This is a genomic window from Aeromonas hydrophila subsp. hydrophila ATCC 7966 (assembly GCF_000014805.1).
GTDB classification, from domain to species: domain Bacteria; phylum Pseudomonadota; class Gammaproteobacteria; order Enterobacterales; family Aeromonadaceae; genus Aeromonas; species Aeromonas hydrophila.
Map to the genome: position 1 here is coordinate 2,422,342 of NC_008570.1, position 18,447 is coordinate 2,440,788.

General features: G+C 60.2%; 16 protein-coding genes and 1 other annotated feature. Of the genes, 11 read left to right on the top strand and 5 right to left on the bottom strand.

Going from position 1 to position 18,447, the window contains the following annotated elements:
* Positions 1 to 6: 6 nt before the first annotated feature.
* Positions 7 to 903 carry an ATP phosphoribosyltransferase gene (gene hisG / locus AHA_RS11125; RefSeq protein WP_011706053.1) on the bottom strand — a complete coding sequence of 299 codons (897 nt, stop codon included), beginning with the start codon at positions 901 to 903 and terminating at the stop codon, positions 7 to 9.
* Positions 904 to 927: 24 nt separating this feature from the next.
* Positions 928 to 1,056 (bottom strand) — a sequence feature (His leader region).
* Positions 1,057 to 1,242: 186 nt separating this feature from the next.
* Here hisG and AHA_RS11130 point away from each other — a divergent pair.
* From AHA_RS11130 to rnd, 7 genes are all read left to right on the top strand, one after another.
* Positions 1,243 to 1,485 (top strand): hypothetical protein, encoded by a 243-nt coding sequence (locus AHA_RS11130; RefSeq protein ID WP_011706055.1) that lies wholly within the window; start codon positions 1,243 to 1,245, stop codon positions 1,483 to 1,485.
* Positions 1,486 to 1,552: 67 nt separating this feature from the next.
* Positions 1,553 to 3,475, top strand: coding sequence for an ATP-dependent DNA helicase (locus tag AHA_RS11135; RefSeq protein WP_011706056.1), 1,923 nt, complete (start codon positions 1,553 to 1,555; stop codon positions 3,473 to 3,475).
* A gap of 109 nt (positions 3,476 to 3,584) precedes the next feature.
* Positions 3,585 to 4,286, top strand: coding sequence for a tRNA (adenosine(37)-N6)-threonylcarbamoyltransferase complex dimerization subunit type 1 TsaB (tsaB, locus tag AHA_RS11140; protein ID WP_164927643.1), 702 nt, complete (start codon positions 3,585 to 3,587; stop codon positions 4,284 to 4,286).
* Between the two features lie 94 nt (positions 4,287 to 4,380).
* Positions 4,381 to 4,896 carry a Slp family lipoprotein gene (locus AHA_RS11145; protein WP_011706059.1) on the top strand — a complete coding sequence of 172 codons (516 nt, stop codon included), beginning with the start codon at positions 4,381 to 4,383 and terminating at the stop codon, positions 4,894 to 4,896.
* A gap of 8 nt (positions 4,897 to 4,904) precedes the next feature.
* Positions 4,905 to 5,771 (top strand): alpha/beta fold hydrolase, encoded by an 867-nt coding sequence (locus AHA_RS11150; protein ID WP_164927644.1) that lies wholly within the window; start codon positions 4,905 to 4,907, stop codon positions 5,769 to 5,771.
* A gap of 198 nt (positions 5,772 to 5,969) precedes the next feature.
* Positions 5,970 to 7,646 carry a long-chain-fatty-acid--CoA ligase FadD gene (gene fadD / locus AHA_RS11155; protein ID WP_011706061.1) on the top strand — a complete coding sequence of 559 codons (1,677 nt, stop codon included), beginning with the start codon at positions 5,970 to 5,972 and terminating at the stop codon, positions 7,644 to 7,646.
* A 96-nt stretch (positions 7,647 to 7,742) separates the two neighbouring features.
* Positions 7,743 to 8,855 (top strand): ribonuclease D, encoded by a 1,113-nt coding sequence (rnd, locus tag AHA_RS11160; protein ID WP_171280573.1) that lies wholly within the window; start codon positions 7,743 to 7,745, stop codon positions 8,853 to 8,855.
* Between the two features lie 47 nt (positions 8,856 to 8,902).
* Here rnd and AHA_RS11165 read toward each other — a convergent pair whose 3' ends face one another.
* The 3 genes from AHA_RS11165 to dusC all read right to left on the bottom strand — a co-directional run bounded on the left by AHA_RS11165 (position 8,903) and on the right by dusC (position 11,166).
* On the bottom strand, positions 8,903 to 9,661 hold the full coding sequence (locus AHA_RS11165; RefSeq protein WP_011706063.1) for a substrate-binding periplasmic protein: 759 nt from the start codon (positions 9,659 to 9,661) through the stop codon (positions 8,903 to 8,905).
* A 94-nt stretch (positions 9,662 to 9,755) separates the two neighbouring features.
* Positions 9,756 to 10,124, bottom strand: coding sequence for a TraR/DksA family transcriptional regulator (locus tag AHA_RS11170; RefSeq protein WP_011706064.1), 369 nt, complete (start codon positions 10,122 to 10,124; stop codon positions 9,756 to 9,758).
* 97 nt (positions 10,125 to 10,221) lie between these two features.
* A complete protein-coding gene (gene dusC / locus AHA_RS11175; RefSeq protein WP_011706065.1) occupies positions 10,222 to 11,166 on the bottom strand; it encodes a tRNA dihydrouridine(16) synthase DusC in 945 nt (314 codons plus the stop codon).
* 218 nt (positions 11,167 to 11,384) lie between these two features.
* On the opposite strand from dusC, the gene AHA_RS11180 reads away from it, so the two are divergent.
* The 4 genes from AHA_RS11180 (at position 11,385) to AHA_RS11195 (ending at position 15,616) form a co-directional block, all read left to right on the top strand.
* Positions 11,385 to 11,762, top strand: coding sequence for a YbaN family protein (locus AHA_RS11180; RefSeq protein WP_011706066.1), 378 nt, complete (start codon positions 11,385 to 11,387; stop codon positions 11,760 to 11,762).
* 131 nt (positions 11,763 to 11,893) lie between these two features.
* Entirely contained in the window at positions 11,894 to 12,439 is a 546-nt protein-coding gene (gene apt, locus AHA_RS11185; protein ID WP_016350746.1) for an adenine phosphoribosyltransferase, read from the top strand.
* A 182-nt stretch (positions 12,440 to 12,621) separates the two neighbouring features.
* A complete protein-coding gene (gene dnaX, locus AHA_RS11190; protein ID WP_011706068.1) occupies positions 12,622 to 15,171 on the top strand; it encodes a DNA polymerase III subunit gamma/tau in 2,550 nt (849 codons plus the stop codon).
* Positions 15,172 to 15,286: 115 nt separating this feature from the next.
* A complete protein-coding gene (locus tag AHA_RS11195; RefSeq protein WP_011706069.1) occupies positions 15,287 to 15,616 on the top strand; it encodes a YbaB/EbfC family nucleoid-associated protein in 330 nt (109 codons plus the stop codon).
* A 185-nt stretch (positions 15,617 to 15,801) separates the two neighbouring features.
* On the opposite strand, the gene AHA_RS11200 is transcribed toward AHA_RS11195, so the two are convergent.
* Positions 15,802 to 17,490: an ArnT family glycosyltransferase gene (locus AHA_RS11200; protein ID WP_011706070.1), complete on the bottom strand. Its 1,689-nt coding sequence runs from the start codon at positions 17,488 to 17,490 to the stop codon at positions 15,802 to 15,804.
* Between the last annotated feature and the right edge of the window lie 957 nt (positions 17,491 to 18,447).

Here is an 18,447-nt window from a genome sequence, read left to right on the forward strand (position 1 = left end):
CCTTCCTTATTCCATCATTTTTTCGATGGGCAGCACCAGAATGGAGCTGGCGCCGAGGGCCTTGAGCTGCTCCATGGTTTCCCAGAACAGGGTCTCGCTGGAGACGACGTGCAGCGCCACTTGGTTGGTCTCGCCCGCCAGCTGCATGATGGTGGGACGCTCGGCGCCCGGCAGCAGATCGGTGATGGCATCGAGCTTGTCCTTGGGCGCGTGCAGCATGATGTACTTGCTCTCGCGCGCCTGCTGCATCCCCTGAATGCGGGGCAGCAGGGTGTCGATGATCTTCTGCTTGGCATCGGACAAGGGGTTGGGCGCCTGCACCAGTACAGCCTTGGAGCGGTAGATGACTTCCACCTCTTTGAGGCCGTTGGCCTCCAGGGTGGCGCCGGTGGAGACCAGATCGCAGATGGCATCGGCCAGGCCTGCACGCGGCGCCACTTCCACCGAACCACCCAGCATCACGCTCTTGAAGCTAAGCCCTTTTTCGTCGAAGAAGCGCTTGAGCAGCCCCGGGTAAGAGGTGGCGATGCGCTTGCCGGCGAGGCTCTGTGGCCCGGTGTAGGTGACGTCGTCCGGTACCGCTAGGGAGAGGCGGCAGCCGCCGAAGTCGAGCTGTTTGAGGGTCTTGACCGCAAAGGGCTGGCCCTGGGAGGCGCGGATGAGCTGCACCTCTTCCAGCACGTTTTCACCGATGATGCCAAGGTCGACTACCCCTTCCATCACCAGTCCCGGGATGTCGTCATCGCGTACTCGCAGAATGTCGATGGGCATGTTCTCGACATGGGCGATGAGGCGCTGTTCGCGCAGGTTGATCTTGAGGCCGCAGCTCTTGAACAGGGCCTGGGAGTCCTGGCTCAGGCGACCAGATTTTTGCATGGCGATGCGCAGACGTTGTGTTTCCATTGCTCGATTTCCTTCTAGTCAAAAACGAAAAAGCCCTCGGAAGTCAGTGCTTCCGAGGGCTTATGAATCTTGCGGTCCTTTTGGAAGTCACCAGTTAAGTGTCTTCCAGCAGTCAACCTCCTGAAAGACTATTCGGGATGATGATGGTGGTGATGAGTCTTCAGGCTGGTGAACTGCATGTAATCAATCCTTTACAAATAAGATGTCGTAGTTGACGCCCGATTTAAACTACCTGCCTTGACGGAAAAAGCAACCGGAAAATGTGATTTGGTCGATTAAAGTTGAGAAAACGGTTTTCTGGTCGATAACTAGACAAGGTGAGCCAGAGGAGGCGACATCATGCCCAGTCAGGACCTGTTATTCCCCATTCTGCCCCGGGCACCGGCTGCCCCGAGCAGTGACGACATCAAGCGGGAAGTGACCCAGATCAGCCAGAAGCATCAGCTTCGCAAGACCAGCACCGACAACGGTGACTCCCAGCAGCGCCAGCAGCCTTATCCATCGGCCAAGCGTGATCAGCCGGCACCTGAAGAGGACGATCACAAGCCGGATCCCGATCACCAGATCGATCTCTTCGTCTAGACGCAGAATCAGTCCCGCTTTTGCCACACTTTTGGCATAATGCCCCCTTTTGCTGCGGGACGCCCTTTTGACCATCCAGACCCTGTTCAAGCCAGACGGCCCTCTGGCCAGCCATATCGACGGCTTCAAAGCCCGAGCCCCGCAACTGGAGATGGCCGAGGCGGTGGCGCGTGCCATCAAGGAGCATGGTCGCTTGCTGGTGGAGGCGGGCACCGGTACCGGCAAAACCTACGCCTACCTAGTGCCGGCGCTGGAATCCGGCAAACGGGTGGTGATCAGCACTGGCTCCAAGAACCTGCAGGAGCAACTTTTCTACCGGGATCTCCCCACCATCACGGGGGCGCTCTCCTATACCCCGCCGGTGGCCCTGCTCAAGGGGCGCAGCAACTATCTGTGCATCGAGCGGATGAACCGGCTGCTCAGCGAATCCCACCTGCAAAAACCGGAAGTGCTCAATGATCTGGTCAAGGTGAAGTCCTGGTCCACCGCCACCGACAACGGCGACGTGGCGGATATTCCGGGGCTGCAAGAGAATGCCGAGATCCTCGCGCACGTCACCAGCACCAATGAAAATTGCCTCGGTCGCGACTGCCCCTATTACGACGACTGCCATCTGGTGGTGGCTCGCCGCCGTGCCATGGATGCCCAGGTGGTGGTGATCAACCACCACCTCTTCTTCGCCGACATGGCGGTGAAAGACACGGGATTTGGCGAGCTGGTGCCCGAAGCGCAGGTCTATGTGTTTGATGAAGCGCACCAGCTGCCCGAGATTGCTACCAACTACTTTGGCAAATCGGTGGGCAGCCGCACCATCCTGGATCTGGCGCAGGATATCCAGCTCGCCTATCGGGCCGAGGCTCACGATATGGCCCAGCTCGGCAAGGCGGCCGACCGGCTCGCCATTGCCAGCCAGGATCTGCGGCTTGCCTTCGGGGTGGACGGTGGACGCGGCAACACCCGCGATATGCTGCGCCAGCCGCTCTGGGGCCAGGCGCTGGCCCGCCTCAATGATGCTCTCGGACTCTGTTATGAAGTGCTGAAACTGGCGCTCGGGCGCGGCGAGCAGCTTGATCACTGTTTCGAGCGCATCAGTGAGCTGCGCACCCGCCTTGGCGAAGTGCTGGCCATCAACCAGACCGGTTTCTCTTACTGGTACGACTGCTCGCGGCTGCACTTTACCCTCAACCTGACACCTCTGTCGGTGGCCGAGCGCTTTGGCGCCGAGGTGCTGCGCCCCGAAGTAGCCTGGGTGTTTACCTCGGCCACCCTGACGGTGGACATGCGCTTTGATCACTTCAAAGCCGAGCTGGGGCTGGCCGGCAGCGCCGAGCTTATTCTCGACAGCCCGTTCGACTATGGCGAGCAGGCGCGGCTGTGCGTGCCGCGCTTTCTGCCTGAGCCCAATGCCTTTGGCCGTGGCGAGCAGCTGGCCAATCTGATGATCCCGCTCATCAACAAGACGCCGGGGGGCTGTTTCTTTCTCTGTACCAGCCATCAGGTGATGCGCCAGGTGGCCGAGGTGCTGCGCCGGGAGATCGGCCGTACCGTCCTGCTGCAGGGAGAGGACAACAAGCAGCGGCTGCTCAAGGAGTTCGTTGAGAATGGCCGCGCCGTGCTGGTGGCGACCAGTAGCTTCTGGGAGGGGATCGACGTGCGGGGGGCGGCGCTCTCCTGTGTTATCATCGACAAGCTGCCGTTTGCCAGCCCCGATGATCCGCAGCTTAAAGCGCGAGTGGATGATTGCAAGCTCAGGGGCGGCGATCCCTTCGCCGATATCCAGCTGCCCAAGGCGGTGATCGCCTTGAAACAGGGGGTGGGGCGGCTCATCCGTGATCGCGGTGATCACGGAGTACTGGTCATCTGTGATCCCCGCATGGTCAACAAGCCCTACGGCGCCACCTTCATCAAGAGTCTGCCTGCCATTCCACGGACCCGGGAGCTGGCGATGCTGGGGAATTTCTTCGAGCAGCAGGCGCTTGCCGGGCGGTGATCGCGTTTGCCCTGGCGTGGCCGGGCAAGCCTTGCAACATTTTGAAAAACTGCTGGCACTGTCTGCTTGCAGATTATGTAATTGACTGATTTTATAGAGATTGGAAAGCATGAACGAGTTGAAGATCCTGGCCGTTGATACCGCCACCGAAGCCTGCTCCGCCGCCTTGCTGGTGGGGGAACAGGTGTTCTCCCGCTGGGAGGAGGCGCCGCGGGATCACACCCGCAAGATCCTGCCCATGGTTCAGGCTGTGTTGGACGACGCCGGGATAACCTTGGATGAGCTCGATGCCATCGCTTTTGGTCGTGGTCCCGGCTCTTTTACCGGGGTGCGCATCGGCATCGGTGTGGCGCAGGGCCTGGCCTTTGGGGCCGGCGTGCCGCTGATCGGCATCTCCACCCTGGCCGCCATGGCGCAAGGTGCCTATCGTCTGGATGGCGCCGAACAAGTGCTGACCGCCATCGATGCGCGGATGAATGAGGTCTATTTCGGCCGCTATGAGCTGGTCGATGGCCGCATGCAGCTGGTGGGCGACGAGGTGGTGAGCGATCCCGCGGCACTGGTTGACGTCCGTGGCAAGCTGGCGGGTCGAGTGACCTGCGTCGGCACCGGTTTTGAGACCTATGGCGAGATTTTGAGTGGTCTTGCCGACGAGCTGGTAGCGAGCCAGGTTCGTTTCCCGGCGGCGCTGGACATGCTGCCGCTGGCGCACAGCGCCTGGCTGGCGGGTGAGGCGGTGGCGGTGGAGCAGGCGACCCCGGTCTATTTGCGTGACAAGGTGACCTGGAAGAAGCTGCCGGGTCGCGAATAAGGGCGGGAGTGGCAGGCATGTCGCTCACGCCGATGGGAACATGCCCCATTGCGGGTGGTTGACAGCCGGTTTCATCCGGCCAGAGGAGCGTGACATGTTGAAGCGTGCAATGGTGATGGGGGCCGCAGGGATCTTGCTCGGTGCCTGCAGCTCGGTCCCGAAAGAGCTGGCCTATGAGCCCGCCAACCAGCTGGTGGCCTATCAGCCGGCCCTTGCCGGCCTGGAGGGCAAACCGGCCCGCTGGAGCGGGGTCATCTCGGCGGTACACAACAAGGCGGATCAGAGCGTCATCGAGGTGGTCTATCTGCCGCTCAAGTCCAACGGGGTGCCGGAGCAGACCGAGCAAAGCCCCGGCCGTTTTCTGGCCATCATGCAGGGTTTTGTCGACCCGACCCTCTATGCCAAGGGGCGCAGCCTGACGGTGCTCGGCACCATCGACAAGCCGCTCGACAGCCAGATAGGCGAGCACAAATACCGTTTCTCGGTGCTCAAGGTGACGGGCAGCAAGCTGTGGCCGCCGGTCAAGGAGGTGGAGGTTCGCTATGTGGATCCCTACTTCTACGACCCCTTCTATGATCCCTACTGGCCGAGACGGCCGCTGCGCCGCTAGGACCGGGAGTGAACGACGTGCTACAGGAGCGCTTCCTGACCCTGGCCGATGGCCGCCGGGTGGCCTTGCTTGAGAGCCAGCCAGCGCCGGCTGAGCAGATGAGCAAACCCTTGCTGGTTGCACTGCACGGCTGGCTCGACAACAGTGCGAGCTTTCTGCCCCTAGCCCCCTATCTGACCCACTTTCAGCTGGTCTGCATCGATCTGCCGGGGCACGGTCACTCGGATCACAAGAGCACGCCCTATGTCTTCGTCGACTGGCTGGACGATCTCTACCAGATCGCCCAGGCGGCGGGCTGGACGGCATTCACGCTGCTTGGCCATTCCCTCGGGGCCTTGATCGCCTCCGCCTATGCCGGGGTCTTCCCCGAGCAGGTGGAGCGACTCATCCTGCTGGAGGGGCTCGGGCCTCTCAGCCAGCCGGATGAGGCGGTGCCGGAGCAACTGCGCCGCGCCATCCTTAATCGCAGTCGTACCCGCGAGCGAGCCTCCCAGGGCTTTGCGTCCATCGATGAAGCGGTGGCGGCGCGCTGCAAGGTGGCCGACATTGACCCGGGTTCTGCACGCCTCATCTGCGAGCGGCAGCTGGAAGCACGGGCAGGGCGCTGGCATTGGCGCAGCGATCCTCGTTTGCGGGATCTCTCCCCCATGCGCATGAGCGAAGGGCAGGCCCAGGCGCTGATCCGGGCCATTACCTGTCCTGTGCTGTTTATCGCCGGTGCAGAGGGTTTTGCCAGCCTGCAGGCGCAGTGGCAACAGCGTCATGCCGCGTTTACCCAGATAGAGCGGGTCGTTTTGGCGGGAAACCACCATTTTCATATGGAAAATTCGGCAGAGACCGCGGTTTGTATCGAAAAATTTTGTCAAATTCGGTAGAATCGTCGGCTTTCAATAATTCCAGGTTTGTCTTCTCCCTCACATTTTTCCGTTGTTAATTTGCTGTTAATTGATGTTGCCCTATGTAAATATGGGCGGCATTAGAGTATGAGCTTAAAACAACTGCTTGAAATGGATGTGAACAGGGACGGAGGCAACACAGTGAGCGCACAGGTGCTAGTTATGCAGGAGAAGTTCGTGGAAAAAGTCTGGCTGAAGCGTTATCCAGAAGGGGTGCCCGCCGAGATCAATCCAGACCAATACAGCTCCCTGGTCGAAATGTTTGAAGAGTCGGTGAACGAATTCGCCGATCAGCCTGCCTTCGTCAACATGGGGCAGACCATTACCTACCGTCGCCTCGAAGAGCAGTCCCGCGCCTTTGCCGCCTACCTGCAAAACGAGCTCAAGCTCAGTCAGGGCGACAGGGTCGCCGTGATGATGCCCAACCTGCTGCAGTACCCCATCGCGGTGTTCGGCATCCTGCGTGCTGGCATGATAGTGGTCAACGTCAACCCGCTGTACACCCCGCGCGAGCTGGAACATCAGCTCAAGGACTCCGGCGCCAAGGCCATCGTCATCGTTTCCAACTTTGCCCATACCCTGGAAAAGGTGGTTTACGACACCCCGGTCAAGCACGTGATCCTGACCCGCATGGGCGACAACCTGGGCCTGGCCAAGGGCACCCTGGTCAACTTCGTGGTGAAATACGTCAAGAAGCTGGTGCCCAAATACAATCTGCCCCACGCCAGCACCATGCGCCAGGCGCTGGCCAAGGGCCGCTATCTGCAGTACATCAAGCCCGAGATCAACAACGACGATCTGGCCTTCCTGCAGTACACCGGCGGTACCACCGGCCTCTCCAAGGGGGCCATGCTGACTCACCGCAATCTCATCGCCAACGTCGAGCAGTGCCTCGGGGTATACGGCCCCATGCTGGAACGGGGCAAGGAGTTCGTGGTCACCGCACTGCCGCTTTATCACGTGTTTGCATTGACCGTGAACTGTCTGCTGTTCATGCGCATCGGCGGTTACAACCTGCTCATCAGCAACCCGCGCGACATCCCGGGCTTTGTCAAAGAGATCAGAAAGTACCCCTTTACCTGCATTACCGGGGTCAACACCCTGTTCAATGCGCTGGTCAACAACGGTGAGTTCCAGTCGATGGACTTCTCCCGCCTGAAGCTGACCATAGGTGGCGGCATGGCGGTGCAGCGGGCGGTGGCCGAACAGTGGAAAGGGCTGACCGATACGCCGCTGCTGGAAGGTTATGGCCTGACCGAGTGTTCGCCGCTGGTGAGCGTCTGCCCCTATGATCTGCTCGACTACAACGGCTCCATCGGCCTGCCGGTCTGCTCCACCGACATTCGTCTGGTTGATGATGCAGGTCAGGTGATCCACGAGCTTGGCAAACCCGGCGAGATGCAGGTGCGCGGCCCGCAGGTGATGAGCGGTTACTGGCAGCGGCCGGAAGCCACCGCCGAGGTGATGCAGGATGGCTGGCTCTGTACCGGTGACATCGCGGTGTGCGACGAGCAGGGCTTCTTCAAGATCGTCGATCGCAAGAAGGACATGATCTTGGTCTCCGGCTTCAACGTCTATCCGAACGAAATTGAAGACGTGGTGGCGCTGCACCCGAAAGTGCTGGAAGTGGCCGCCGTCGGCGTGCCGCACAAGGTCTCCGGCGAGCTGGTGAAGATCTTCGTGGTCAAGAAAGATGCAAAGCTGCAGGAAGACGAGATTATTGCTCACTGCCGCAAACATCTGACTGCCTATAAGGTACCGAAACTGGTAGAATTTCGTGACGAACTTCCCAAGACCAATGTGGGCAAGATCCTGCGCCGCGTGCTGCGCGACGAGGAGATTGCCAAGCAGTAACCGGCGTGGCGCTGCCAAGCAGCATGCCGTCGTTATGCAAAACCGTGGGTCAGCCCACGGTTTTTTCTTTTGGCCCTGATCAACGCGCAGGCACAGATGCACTATCAACTCATTTCACAGCAAGCCGAACTGGATCAGTATCTCGCCTCCCTGGCCGACGTTCCCCTGGCCATCGATACTGAATTCGTTCGCACCCGCACCTACTATCCCCAGCTGGGCCTGTTCCAGATCTATGACGGTGAGCATCTGGCACTGCTGGATCCGCTGACGCTGGATCTCTCCTCCCTCTGGCAACGGCTCGGCCGGGCAGGGCAGATCGCCATCTTGCACGCTTCCGGTGAAGATCTGGAGCTTATCCAGCATCAGGCAGGCCATCTGCCCAACCAGATGCACGACACTCAGCTGGCAGCCGCCTTCCTGGGTTACGGGGTATCGGTCGGTTTTGGCGCCCTGGTCAACGAGTTTCTCGCGGTGGAGCTGGAAAAGGATCAGGCCCGCACCGACTGGTTGGCGCGCCCGCTCACACCTCGCCAGCTCGAGTACGCGGCGGCCGACGTGTTTTATCTGCTGCCACTCTACGAGAAGGTGATGGCCAAGCTGCATGAGAGCGGCAAGTTCGCCTGGTTCGAGCAGGAGTGCCAGAACCACTCCGCCCGCAAGACCCAGACCAGTGATCCCCGCCAGGCCTATCTCGACATCGTCAATGCCTGGCAACTGGGACGCCGCGAGCTGGCGATCCTGCGTGAGCTGGCCGCCTGGCGTCAGCAGGAGGCGGTGCGCCGGGATCTGGCACTCAACTTTGTGGTCAAAGAGCTGCATCTGTTCAAGGTGGCGGAGCGCAGACCGACCTCGCTGCGCGATCTGAACGAGCTGGGGCTGGCCCCCATCGAGATCAAGATCCACGGCAAACGGATGCTCGACATCGTGGCCGCGGCCCAGCAGAGCGATCCCGACAGCTGGCCCGAGCCCATTCGCCGGCTGGTGGACTACCCCCAGTACAAGGCCGAGCTCAAGCGCATCAAGGGGATGGTGGAAGAGAAGGCCAAGGCCAGCAACATTCCGCCCGAGCTGGTGGCCAGCAAGAAGATCATTCACCAGTACTTCACCTGGAGCTGGCGCATGAGCGACGAAGAGCGCGCCCGGGCCGACAAGCCGATGCTGCTGCAAGGCTGGCGCCATGAACTGGTTGGCCACTTGCTGGCACAGTGATCACAAGATAAAAAAAGGGGCCCTCGGGGCCCCTTTTTTTGTCGGCGTTACTGCAGCGGATAGCGGTAGCGAGCCAGGATCTGCCCGTACTCCGGGCTCTGCAGCAGGGCCCGGATCGCCTCATCAAGCCGTTGCAACTGCTGCGGCGTGGTGGTGCGGCGACTCAGCATCAGGTGGACCGGGGTCTGCTGGATGTCGAGCAGGGTGGTCAGTTGATCGAGGGGGATCCCGGCCAGATTGAGCTGCTGCAATCCCATGGGGTCCATGACAACCCCCTGGATCCGGCCGGCCAGCAGCAGCTTGATCAGCGGTTCCATTTTAAGCCTTACCAGCAGTCGCTGCTGCATCTGGGGTGACTGCATGAAGGTGCGAAAATCGGTGCCGTAATCAAAATCACGCAGCAAGCCGATGGTGAAGTCCGGCCGGGAGAGCAAGTCGGAGAGCTGGGTTATCTCCTGCCAGCGCCCCTTGTCCTGACGGCGGATGAGCAGCACGGTCTCTTCATTGCGATAGGGCAGGGTAAAGCGGGCATACAGGTCGCGCTCGGCAGTCTGGTTGGCGGACATGGTCAGTTGGATGGTGCCGAATTCCAGCTCGCGCAGCACGCGGGCCCAGGGCATCTCGCTGTAGTTGGCGTGAAACCCAGCCCGGTTGAAGATGGCTTCCAGCAGGTCGATATCCAGCCCCTGCAGTTGCTGCTGTTCGTCGCGAAAGCTGAACGGGTGCCAGCTTGACCAGCCTACCAGCAAAGACTCTTGCGCCCAGGCGGAGCAGCACAAACACCATAACAACAAGACTCTGTACACGGAGATGTCCCTGTTCAGCGTGGTTGTTGTTGATTATTGAATAGAAATGTCGGGCTGACCAGCCCGTAGGAGAGGATGCACGGACGTGCATCCCTCAGAGTTCGTGGGCGTGGAATCCCTTGCGATAGCGGGCTTCGCAGCGCGGGCAACGTTGCAGGGTCGGGTCCTGTTCCAGCTGTTCGATGGCCAGCGGCTCCTCGCAGTCGGAACAGAGGCCATAGAGGCCCAGATCCATCTGACAGAGGGCGGCATCGATGCGCTTGAGGCGAGCCACGCTCTGCTCCACCTTGGGCAAGTCGAGACGGCTGGTCAGATCAACCAGTTGATCCCGCTCGCAGTGATCCACCTTCTCTGCCCACTCGTCACGCCGACAGGCTTTGAGCTGACCGATCAGCTCTTCTCTTACTTGCGCCCAGTCAGTCAGCAGGCGATCACGCCACACGGCCAACTGAGCTTGCGTCATTTCACACACACTAGCCCCCAACAGACGAATTACGAATCTGGGGCAGTATAGGGAAGCGACAGGATTATCAAGATGATATGCGTCAAGTAAAGGACGGTTAGATCACAGTTTTCGACGCCTGCAGCAAGGCATCCCGGATGGGATGGGTCTCCTTGAGTACCCGTATTTCCCCAAATAGCCGATCCGCCTCGGGATACTCCCGCTTGAGATAGCTGAACCACTGCTTGATCCGGCTGGGGTAGTAGTCCGCTTTCTCGCTTGCCAAGTCCTGCTCGGTGTAGCTCACCATCAGTTGCAGCACCTCGGCCCAGCTCATGTGGGCACAGCCGGTCTTCATCACGTTGGCCAGATTGGGCAGGGAGATGGCGCCGCGGCCCACCATCAGGGTGTCGCAGCCGGAGACTTGGGCGCAGGCGAGGGCATCCGCATGATCCCAGATCTCGCCGTTGGCGGTGACGGGAATGGGCAGGGCACGGCGAATGGCGTCCACATACTCCCAGTGGGCCGGCGCCTTGTAGCCTTCGCGCTTGGTGCGGGCATGCACGGCCAGCTCGTTGGCGCCGCCTTGATGAACGGCATGAGCGTTTTCCAGATAGAGCTCCTTGTCATCGTAACCGAGGCGGATCTTGGCGCTCACCGGCAGATGGGCAGGCACCGCTTCGCGCACCGCCTTGACGATGCGATAGATGGTGCCGGGCTCTTTGAGCAACACGGCGCCCCCCTTGCTTTTGTTGACCGTGGGGGCAGGGCAGCCGAAGTTGAGATCGATGCCAGGGGAGCCGAGTTCGATGGCCCGCAGCGCGTTTTCGGCCAGCCATTCGGGGTGCTGGCCCAGCAGTTGTACCCGCACCGGGGTGCCGGCTCGGGTCTTGCCGTCCTGTTTGAGCTCGGGACAGAGGCGATGGAACACCTTGGCCGGCAGCAGCTGATCGACCACCCGGATGAATTCGCTGACGCAGAGGTCGTAATCGTTGACGGAGGTGAGCACCTCCCGCATCAAGTGATCCAGCACCCCCTGCATGGGGGCCAAAATTACGCGCATAACCGGTTCCGAAGGGCAAACAGAGAAAAAAGAGCGCAGATTGTAGTGGTAACGGGGCAGGTTGTCAGCCGTCATGCCACGGGAATGGGCAGGTTAAGGCCATGACTGGCGCGCAAGCCCCGCGATCCGGGGCATCAGTTGCCGTGCTAATGGGAATCGTTGTCAACATGGGGGCGGATCCTGTTAGGATGGCGCAAGGGCATGCAAGAGGGGCTGCGATGAAACGTTGGTGTTTGATGGGGTTGGGTTGGCTGGCATTTGTGACCGGCATCATCGGCATAGTGCTGCCCCTGCTGCCGACCACGCCCTTCATGCTGCTGGCGGCGGCCCTGTTTGCCCGCTCGTCACCCCGTTTTCACCGCTGGCTGCTGGCCCATCCCTGGTTCGGGCCGCCCATTGCCGACTGGCAGCAGTATCGCGGCATTCGCCGCCATGCGCGGCGGCGTGCCATCCTCTTCATTCTGCTCTCCTTCTCGGTGTCGCTGGCGGTGGTCCCCCTGCTGTGGGTCAGGCTGCTGCTCATTGCCATAATGGTGATCCTGCTCACCTGGTTAATGCGTCTGCCGGTGCTGGAGCCAGTTGCAATGGAGAAGTGAAGTCCCTAAGCTATTGCGGCAATAATGCTATGGAGTCGGCCTGTCATTTTTGCGTGACGGGCCTTTTTATTTCCCGCTGGCGGGAAGCTGAGAGAAACGACCATCTGCGTCGAAAAACAAACGGTCACACCATGAATCCGGAAACCCTGAAATTTATCGAAGCGAGCATCAAGACCATTCCCGACTATCCGAAGCCGGGCATCCTGTTTCGCGACATCACCAGCCTGATCGAGAATGCCGACGCCTTCAAGGCCACCATTGATCTGCTGGCCAATCACTATCGTGATCAAGGGATCACCAAGATTGTCGGTACCGAAGCGCGCGGCTTCATCTTCGGCGCGCCGGTTGCCTACGCCATGGGTCTGGGCTTCGTGCCGGTTCGCAAGCCGGGCAAGCTGCCCCGCGCCGTCATCGAAGAGTCCTATGCCCTCGAATACGGCACCGATACCCTGCAACTGCACACCGACGCCATCGTGCCCGGTGACAAGGTGCTGGTCGTGGACGATCTGCTGGCCACCGGCGGCACCGTCGATGCCACCGTCAAGCTCATTCGCCGCGCTGGCGGTGAAGTGGTGGATGCCGCCTTCATCATCTCCCTGCCGTCCCTCGGTGGTGATGCCCGCCTGACTGCCGCCGGCGTCAAGGTGGTTTCTCTGGTCGAACTGCCGGGCGAATAAGCCCTCAGTCTCACCGAGCAGGCAGGTCTCGTCAGCCTTGCCTGCGTCCAGACCGGTGCCCGTACGGGCATCGGTTTGAAATTCAAGCGATCCCTCCCGCCCTGGCCGATAGCCGATACAGCCCGCCCCGCATTTGTGTTAGCATCCAGCCTCAATGCCTTGTCATCCCTGCATCGAGATCTATGAGCTATCAGGTTCTGGCGCGTAAATGGCGCCCCCATACGTTTGAACAAGTGGTAGGCCAGCATCATGTGCTGACCGCCTTGACCAACGCCCTGGATCAGGGACGGCTGCATCACGCCTATCTGCTGAGCGGCACCCGCGGGGTCGGCAAGACCACCATCGCCCGCATCCTGGCCAAGAGCCTCAACTGCGAGCAGGGGATCAGCAGCCACCCGTGCGGGGTGTGCGACACCTGCCGCGAGATCGATCAGGGCAACTTTGTCGACCTGCTGGAGATCGATGCTGCGTCGCGCACCAAGGTGGAAGATACCCGCGAACTGCTCGACAACGTGCAGTACCGGCCGGCCCGTGGCCGCTTCAAGGTCTATCTCATCGATGAAGTGCACATGTTGTCGCGCCACAGCTTCAACGCCCTGCTGAAAACCCTGGAAGAGCCGCCCCCCTATGTGAAGTTCCTGCTGGCCACCACGGATCCGCAGAAGCTGCCGATCACCATCCTCTCGCGCTGCCTGCAGTTTCATCTGAAGAGTCTGGATCAGACCCAGATCGCCAAGCAGCTCGAATGGGTGCTGGATCAGGAGGGCCAACCCTTTGAGCCGCGCGCCCTGCTGGCGCTGGCCAAGGCGGCTGACGGCAGCATGCGCGATGCCCTGAGCCTGACCGATCAGGCACTGGCTCACGGCAATGGCAGCGTGCGCCTCGACAGCGTGCTGGCCATGCTGGGTACGCTCGATCATCGCCATCTGCACCAGCTGCTGGAGGCCGTGCTGCGCCAGGATGCGCCGGCCACCATGGCCAAGATCACCGAAATCGCCACCCTGGGCCCCGATTTTGATCAGCTGCACGCCGAGCTGGAAGGCTTGCTCCATCGTATCGCCATGGCGCAGCTGCTGCCGGCCACCGTGCAGGAGCAGGGGGCGGACGCCGATGCCCTGCTGCAGCTGGCCCAGGCCATGAGCCCGGAAGAGGTACAGCTCTGCTATCAAATCGTGCTGGGTGGCCGTAAAGACTTGCCCTGGGCCCCCGATGGCCGCACCGCGCTGGAGATGACCTGCCTGCGGATGCTGGCCTTTTCGCCCCGGCGCGAAGTACTGCACCCCGCCAGTCTGACGGCGCTGCCCCCCGCCATGGGAGGGTTGGCGACAGAGGCGAGAAGTGGCGCAGCGGCGCCGGGAAAGCCCCAGGGGGCTGAGCCGGCCCCGGCTGCCAGCGCAGCGCCACTGGCTCCGTCAGCGGTTGCAGCCGCCGCACCTGCAGCGCCCATGGCCCCTGCTGTGATGGCCGAGCCAGCAACTGTCGAGCCAGCTTTGGAGAGACAGGATAACGGCGCCGATCTGGATCCGCTGTTTGCCGAGCAGGATGAGTTGCTGCGCGAGGCCGAGCAGATGGGTTACGAGGCGGTGACGTTGCCGACCGCGTCCGGCGACCTGCCGGCTGAGGCGTCTGTAGCTCCCCCTTCAGTGCCTGTCATGGCCGAGCCCGAGCCCGAATCAATCCCGCAGGCCGAGGTTGTGGCCGACACAGATACCGTTCCCTCGACGGTCTCCAGCATGCAAAGCCTGCTTGGCAAGCGCAATCTGCTGCGCAGTCGCTTGCGTAGCGAACCGTCGGCGGCGACCAGCGCTGCGCGCGCAGCTCCCGCCAAACCAGTGGCAGCCGCCAGATCGGCAACTGTGATACAGCCAGCCGCCACGCCAGCCCCGGCTTTCGAGCCGCAACCGGCGCGAGTTGATGGGCAAGGACAGGCATCTGCCCGACCAGCCCCGCAGACGGGGTATGACGACTTGCCGCCGCTCGATGCCTATGAAGAGAGCGGCAGCGACTACGAAGAGTATTTGAGTCAAGGTTTCAGCGATGCGTTCGCCAGCGCTCCTCTGCCGGAGCGGGCTGCCGAGGCTTTGTCGCCAGCGCCTGTCCCCGCGGCCGTGGCACGTCCTCAGTCAGATGATCTGCCGCCCTGGGATCTGGACGGTAGTGCACCTCGGCAGGTTAGCGCTGCGCCTGTTGCAACACCTGTGCCGGCCCCTCGCGAGGTCGTTGCCAGCGAGTCGGCGCCTGCCGTCTCGGTCATGGAAACCATCGACTGGGATGAGCTGGAGGGTGACAACCAGCCGCAAGCGGGAGAAGTGGCGGCCAGATTGATCCCGTCCTCTCTGCTGAACAGCTGTGGCGATCCCTGGGCCGAGTTGATTGCCCGCACCGGTGTCGGTGGCCGGTTGCGTCAGCTGGCCATCAACTCGGTCATGAGCCAGCAGGGGGACAAGGTACTGTTGACCCTCAAACCGGAGCAGCGCCATCTGATCAGCGACAGGGCGCGCGCCGATCTGGCCGAGATCATCGGCCCCGAGCTGGGGCAACCGGTGCAGGTGGAGGTCACGCTGGGCAACGTGCCCGAGCAGGAGACGCCGCTGGAGATAGAGCACCGCCTCTATCTCGGGGTGCGTGAGCAGGTCACCCGGGATCTGGAGCAGGATCCCAACGTGCAATTTTTGCAGCAGCGATTCGGCGCCGTGCTTCACCACGACAGCATAGAGCCGCTGAGTCGCTGACAAACACCATGCCGGGCCTGGTGCCCGGTTGAAAAATGGTTTGGCTGTCCCCACTTAGGACGGGTAAACCCACGGCCCGGCGCTGGATGCCGGATTTCAAGACGAGAGACGACATATGTTTGGTAAAGGTGGAATGGGGAACCTGATGAAACAGGCCCAACAGATGCAAGAGCGCATGCAGAAGATGCAAGAGCAGCTTGCCCAGATGGAAGTGGTCGGTGAAGCCGGCGCTGGCATGGTCAAGGTCACCATGGCCGGCAGCCACAGCGTGCGCCGCATCGAGATCGACCCGAGCCTGATGGAAGATGACAAAGAGATGCTGGAAGATCTGGTGGCCGCTGCCGTCAACGATGCCGTGCGTCGCGTGGAAGAGCAGAACAAGAGCAAGATGGGCGAACTGACCGGCGGCATGCAACTGCCCCCCGGCTTCAAAATGCCGTTCTAAGCTCGGCCTGGCAAGTGCGCCGTACTGCGTTTTTTGCGCACGATGGCGTGACCAGACGACACCGCGGATACAGAGATGTATCCGCGGTGTTTTTTTATCCGGTTTGCAAGGCGATAGCCGGTCTTGTTTGGTTGCCTGTTGGCGCGCAACTGTGCAGTGCTAACCCAGCCATGCAGGGGGGAGCATCAAGGAAGGCAGCGTCCCTTCACCCAATAGATGGCTCGGGCATCCTTGTCTACCCTGGGGTGGCCTGTCGCCAGTAGCCGGTAAGGCTGCTCTGCCAGCAACTGGGCCAGCTGGAAATGCGGGTCATCCTGGTTGATGAGCAGGCTGGTATAGACGGGGTCCCGGCAGGTCAAAATAGCATCGAGGCGGGTCTTGTTGACATTGGTTATTTGCCAGTTGCCATATACCGATAATAATCCGCGTTCGGTTTCACCAAATTGCCAGCCGGCAATATAGGTGTGTTGTTCTATCGGTATTGTAAACAAGAAGTGTTGGGTGTCATCTTTCATATTCTTGGCGGCATCAATGGCGGGGTAGGCCAGAATAAACGTCAGCATAAACATAATACCGGCTGCGCTGGCCAGCAAGGTTGCGCCGTGTATTTCGCGCCAGCGCCACAACTGTTCTACTGCAAAGATAAGTAATATGGCCGCAAATACATGCCGCCAACCCAGCGTACTGATGACCGTGAGCACCTTGTCGGGTATTTCCAGCGGCAACAGCGGCAGATAAAAAGGGGCCATCAGCAGCGCCAGTGCAAACAGGAACATGAACAAGGTCCAGCCACGGCCATAGCCATTGATCCAGCGAGGCCAGCAGACGCTCAGTTGCCCGATCATCAGGGCAAAGACCGGCATCAATGGAAAGAGGTAGAGAGTTCGCTTGGTGGAGGCGATGCTGAGCAGCAGCAGGGTACCCAGCGCCCAGATCAGCAGAAACAGGCGGGAGGCGCTCCACTGCTTCTGCCTGAGGGTCTGCCAGCACCAGAGCAGTACCAGGGGCAGCCAGGGCAGGGTGTATTCGGCCAGCCCGCCAAGGTAAAAGAGGTATTCACCGGGCTTGATGTGACCGAGTTCGGCCGAGCTGCCCGTTAACCTGCCCACCTGATTTTGCCAGAACCACTGCTGCCAGAGCGACTCCCCCTCAGGATGCTGCCACAGGGCTAGCAGCCAGCCGGCGATGGGGGCGACAAACAGGAGGGTCATACCGAGGTGCTGTATCACGACGCGGCCTCCCTCCTGGTGTGCAAGATGGCGTTTGAGTGCCGGCAGAAACAGCGCCAGCCAGCCGAAGAAGAGAGTGATGGGGCCGATGGGGCCCTTGACCAGAAAGCAGAAGGAGAGCCCAAGTCCCGCACACCAGAGCATGTGCTGGCGATCCGCCAGATACCATTCGGCAAATGCCCACATGGTGAAGGCGACGAAAAAGGCGAGGCTGGTATCGACCCGGATCCAGTGGCTGTTCATGATGAAGCCCTCCATGGTACCCAGGGCGATCACCGACCAGAGGGCGGCAGTGCTGGAGCCCAGTACCCGTCTGGCCAGCAGGCCGGTGAACAGCAGGGTTGCCATGGCCCACAGAGCTCCCACCAGACGCAGCGCCACCGTGACGCCGAGGTTGTCGTGCAGCAGGGCAAGAAAGGGAATGGTGAGGATGTAATAGAGGGGCGGCTTTTCGATGAAGCTGCTGCCGCCCAGCGTCGGAATGGCCAGTTCACGGCTGGTGAACATCTCCCAGGCGATGGCTGCCTCGCGAGGCTCGTCGGGCGTCCACAACTGGTGTCCAAACTGGCCCATCAGGGTGATGGCAAGCACCATCAGCAATAATCCGTACAGATGCGTATTCGGGGCTGTGCTAGTGGGCTGCATGAGGGCCTCCCGGCAGGCAAGACTGCGCTTTGACAACGAACAGACTGACATCCGTGGTCTGAAAATGGGTCATGGTAATATCCATATTGATAAAGGCCACCACACTAAAATATCGATGTTCAATCTAGTATCACATATTCTGATGGATGCTAATGAACAAGTTGTTACCAAATATTACTTAAGAGGTTCACCTTTATTATGGTGAGACATTTTGTCTTGTTTGCTACTTGCAACATAAATACATTGATTGCTTCACTTATTCTTTTTATCTGTAGTCAGTAATGTGCTTGACGAGCCATGGATAAACATGTCGGCCATATATTGATACCGCTGGCCGCTTCTATGTTTTTATTTTTCATATCGGTTTTCTGGAGCTCGATATGCGCGACTTCCTGATGGAAGATGAACCTGGTATCGAGGCAATGGCGAAGGTAGGCAGAGCAGATGCATTGTGTTGGGATCTTCGCTTGACTGGATACGTCAACAGCAAGTGAGGTGATAGCGTCTTTTGGGTGTGCTCATTCTGCAGCCAGATCACCGCCAGCTGATCCACGTTGACCGAGACGTTGAGGATGCTGGTGGGGACGAAGGTCGAGATGAAGCGCTTCGAGTTGCCGAGAGTACCTTGCTGGTTGCCCGCAGATCTTTGGACAAGTTGCAGCCGATACGTGCGAATGGCGGAGTGCGTTGCACCGGCGGCAGGCCCAGAATAACTGGGGCAACGGCCCGGCTGGCGGGATGATTTTGTCGCTGCAGTGCAACTTGTCGCGACAAATGGTGCAAGATGAGAGCTTTTGCGCGCAATTGACCGTGGTACTGGCCTGTTGCCTTGTTGCAGATAAATCCAACATCAGCGACAAAAATCATATAAAACATTAACTTGGATTTAAGATTTTCGCTTTCGAAGACGCTTATGTCGTTTCATCATTACTATTTATGGATCAGTTATAAAACCTT

What these genes read in the sequence shown, in the direction of transcription:
- hisG (WP_011706053.1), bottom strand. Translation starts at nt 903, where the DNA reads ATGGAAACACAACGTCTGCGCATCGCCATGCAAAAATCTGGTCGCCTG.
- tsaB (WP_164927643.1), top strand. Translation starts at nt 3,585, where the DNA reads ATGAACGAGTTGAAGATCCTGGCCGTTGATACCGCCACCGAAGCCTGC.
- AHA_RS11200 (WP_011706070.1), bottom strand. Translation starts at nt 17,490, where the DNA reads ATGCAGCCCACTAGCACAGCCCCGAATACGCATCTGTACGGATTATTG.
- apt (WP_016350746.1), top strand. Translation starts at nt 11,894, where the DNA reads ATGAATCCGGAAACCCTGAAATTTATCGAAGCGAGCATCAAGACCATT.
- dusC (WP_011706065.1), bottom strand. Translation starts at nt 11,166, where the DNA reads ATGCGCGTAATTTTGGCCCCCATGCAGGGGGTGCTGGATCACTTGATG.
- AHA_RS11170 (WP_011706064.1), bottom strand. Translation starts at nt 10,124, where the DNA reads ATGACGCAAGCTCAGTTGGCCGTGTGGCGTGATCGCCTGCTGACTGAC.
- AHA_RS11130 (WP_011706055.1), top strand. Translation starts at nt 1,243, where the DNA reads ATGCCCAGTCAGGACCTGTTATTCCCCATTCTGCCCCGGGCACCGGCT.
- AHA_RS11145 (WP_011706059.1), top strand. Translation starts at nt 4,381, where the DNA reads ATGTTGAAGCGTGCAATGGTGATGGGGGCCGCAGGGATCTTGCTCGGT.
- dnaX (WP_011706068.1), top strand. Translation starts at nt 12,622, where the DNA reads ATGAGCTATCAGGTTCTGGCGCGTAAATGGCGCCCCCATACGTTTGAA.
- AHA_RS11180 (WP_011706066.1), top strand. Translation starts at nt 11,385, where the DNA reads ATGAAACGTTGGTGTTTGATGGGGTTGGGTTGGCTGGCATTTGTGACC.
- AHA_RS11195 (WP_011706069.1), top strand. Translation starts at nt 15,287, where the DNA reads ATGTTTGGTAAAGGTGGAATGGGGAACCTGATGAAACAGGCCCAACAG.
- rnd (WP_171280573.1), top strand. Translation starts at nt 7,743, where the DNA reads ATGCACTATCAACTCATTTCACAGCAAGCCGAACTGGATCAGTATCTC.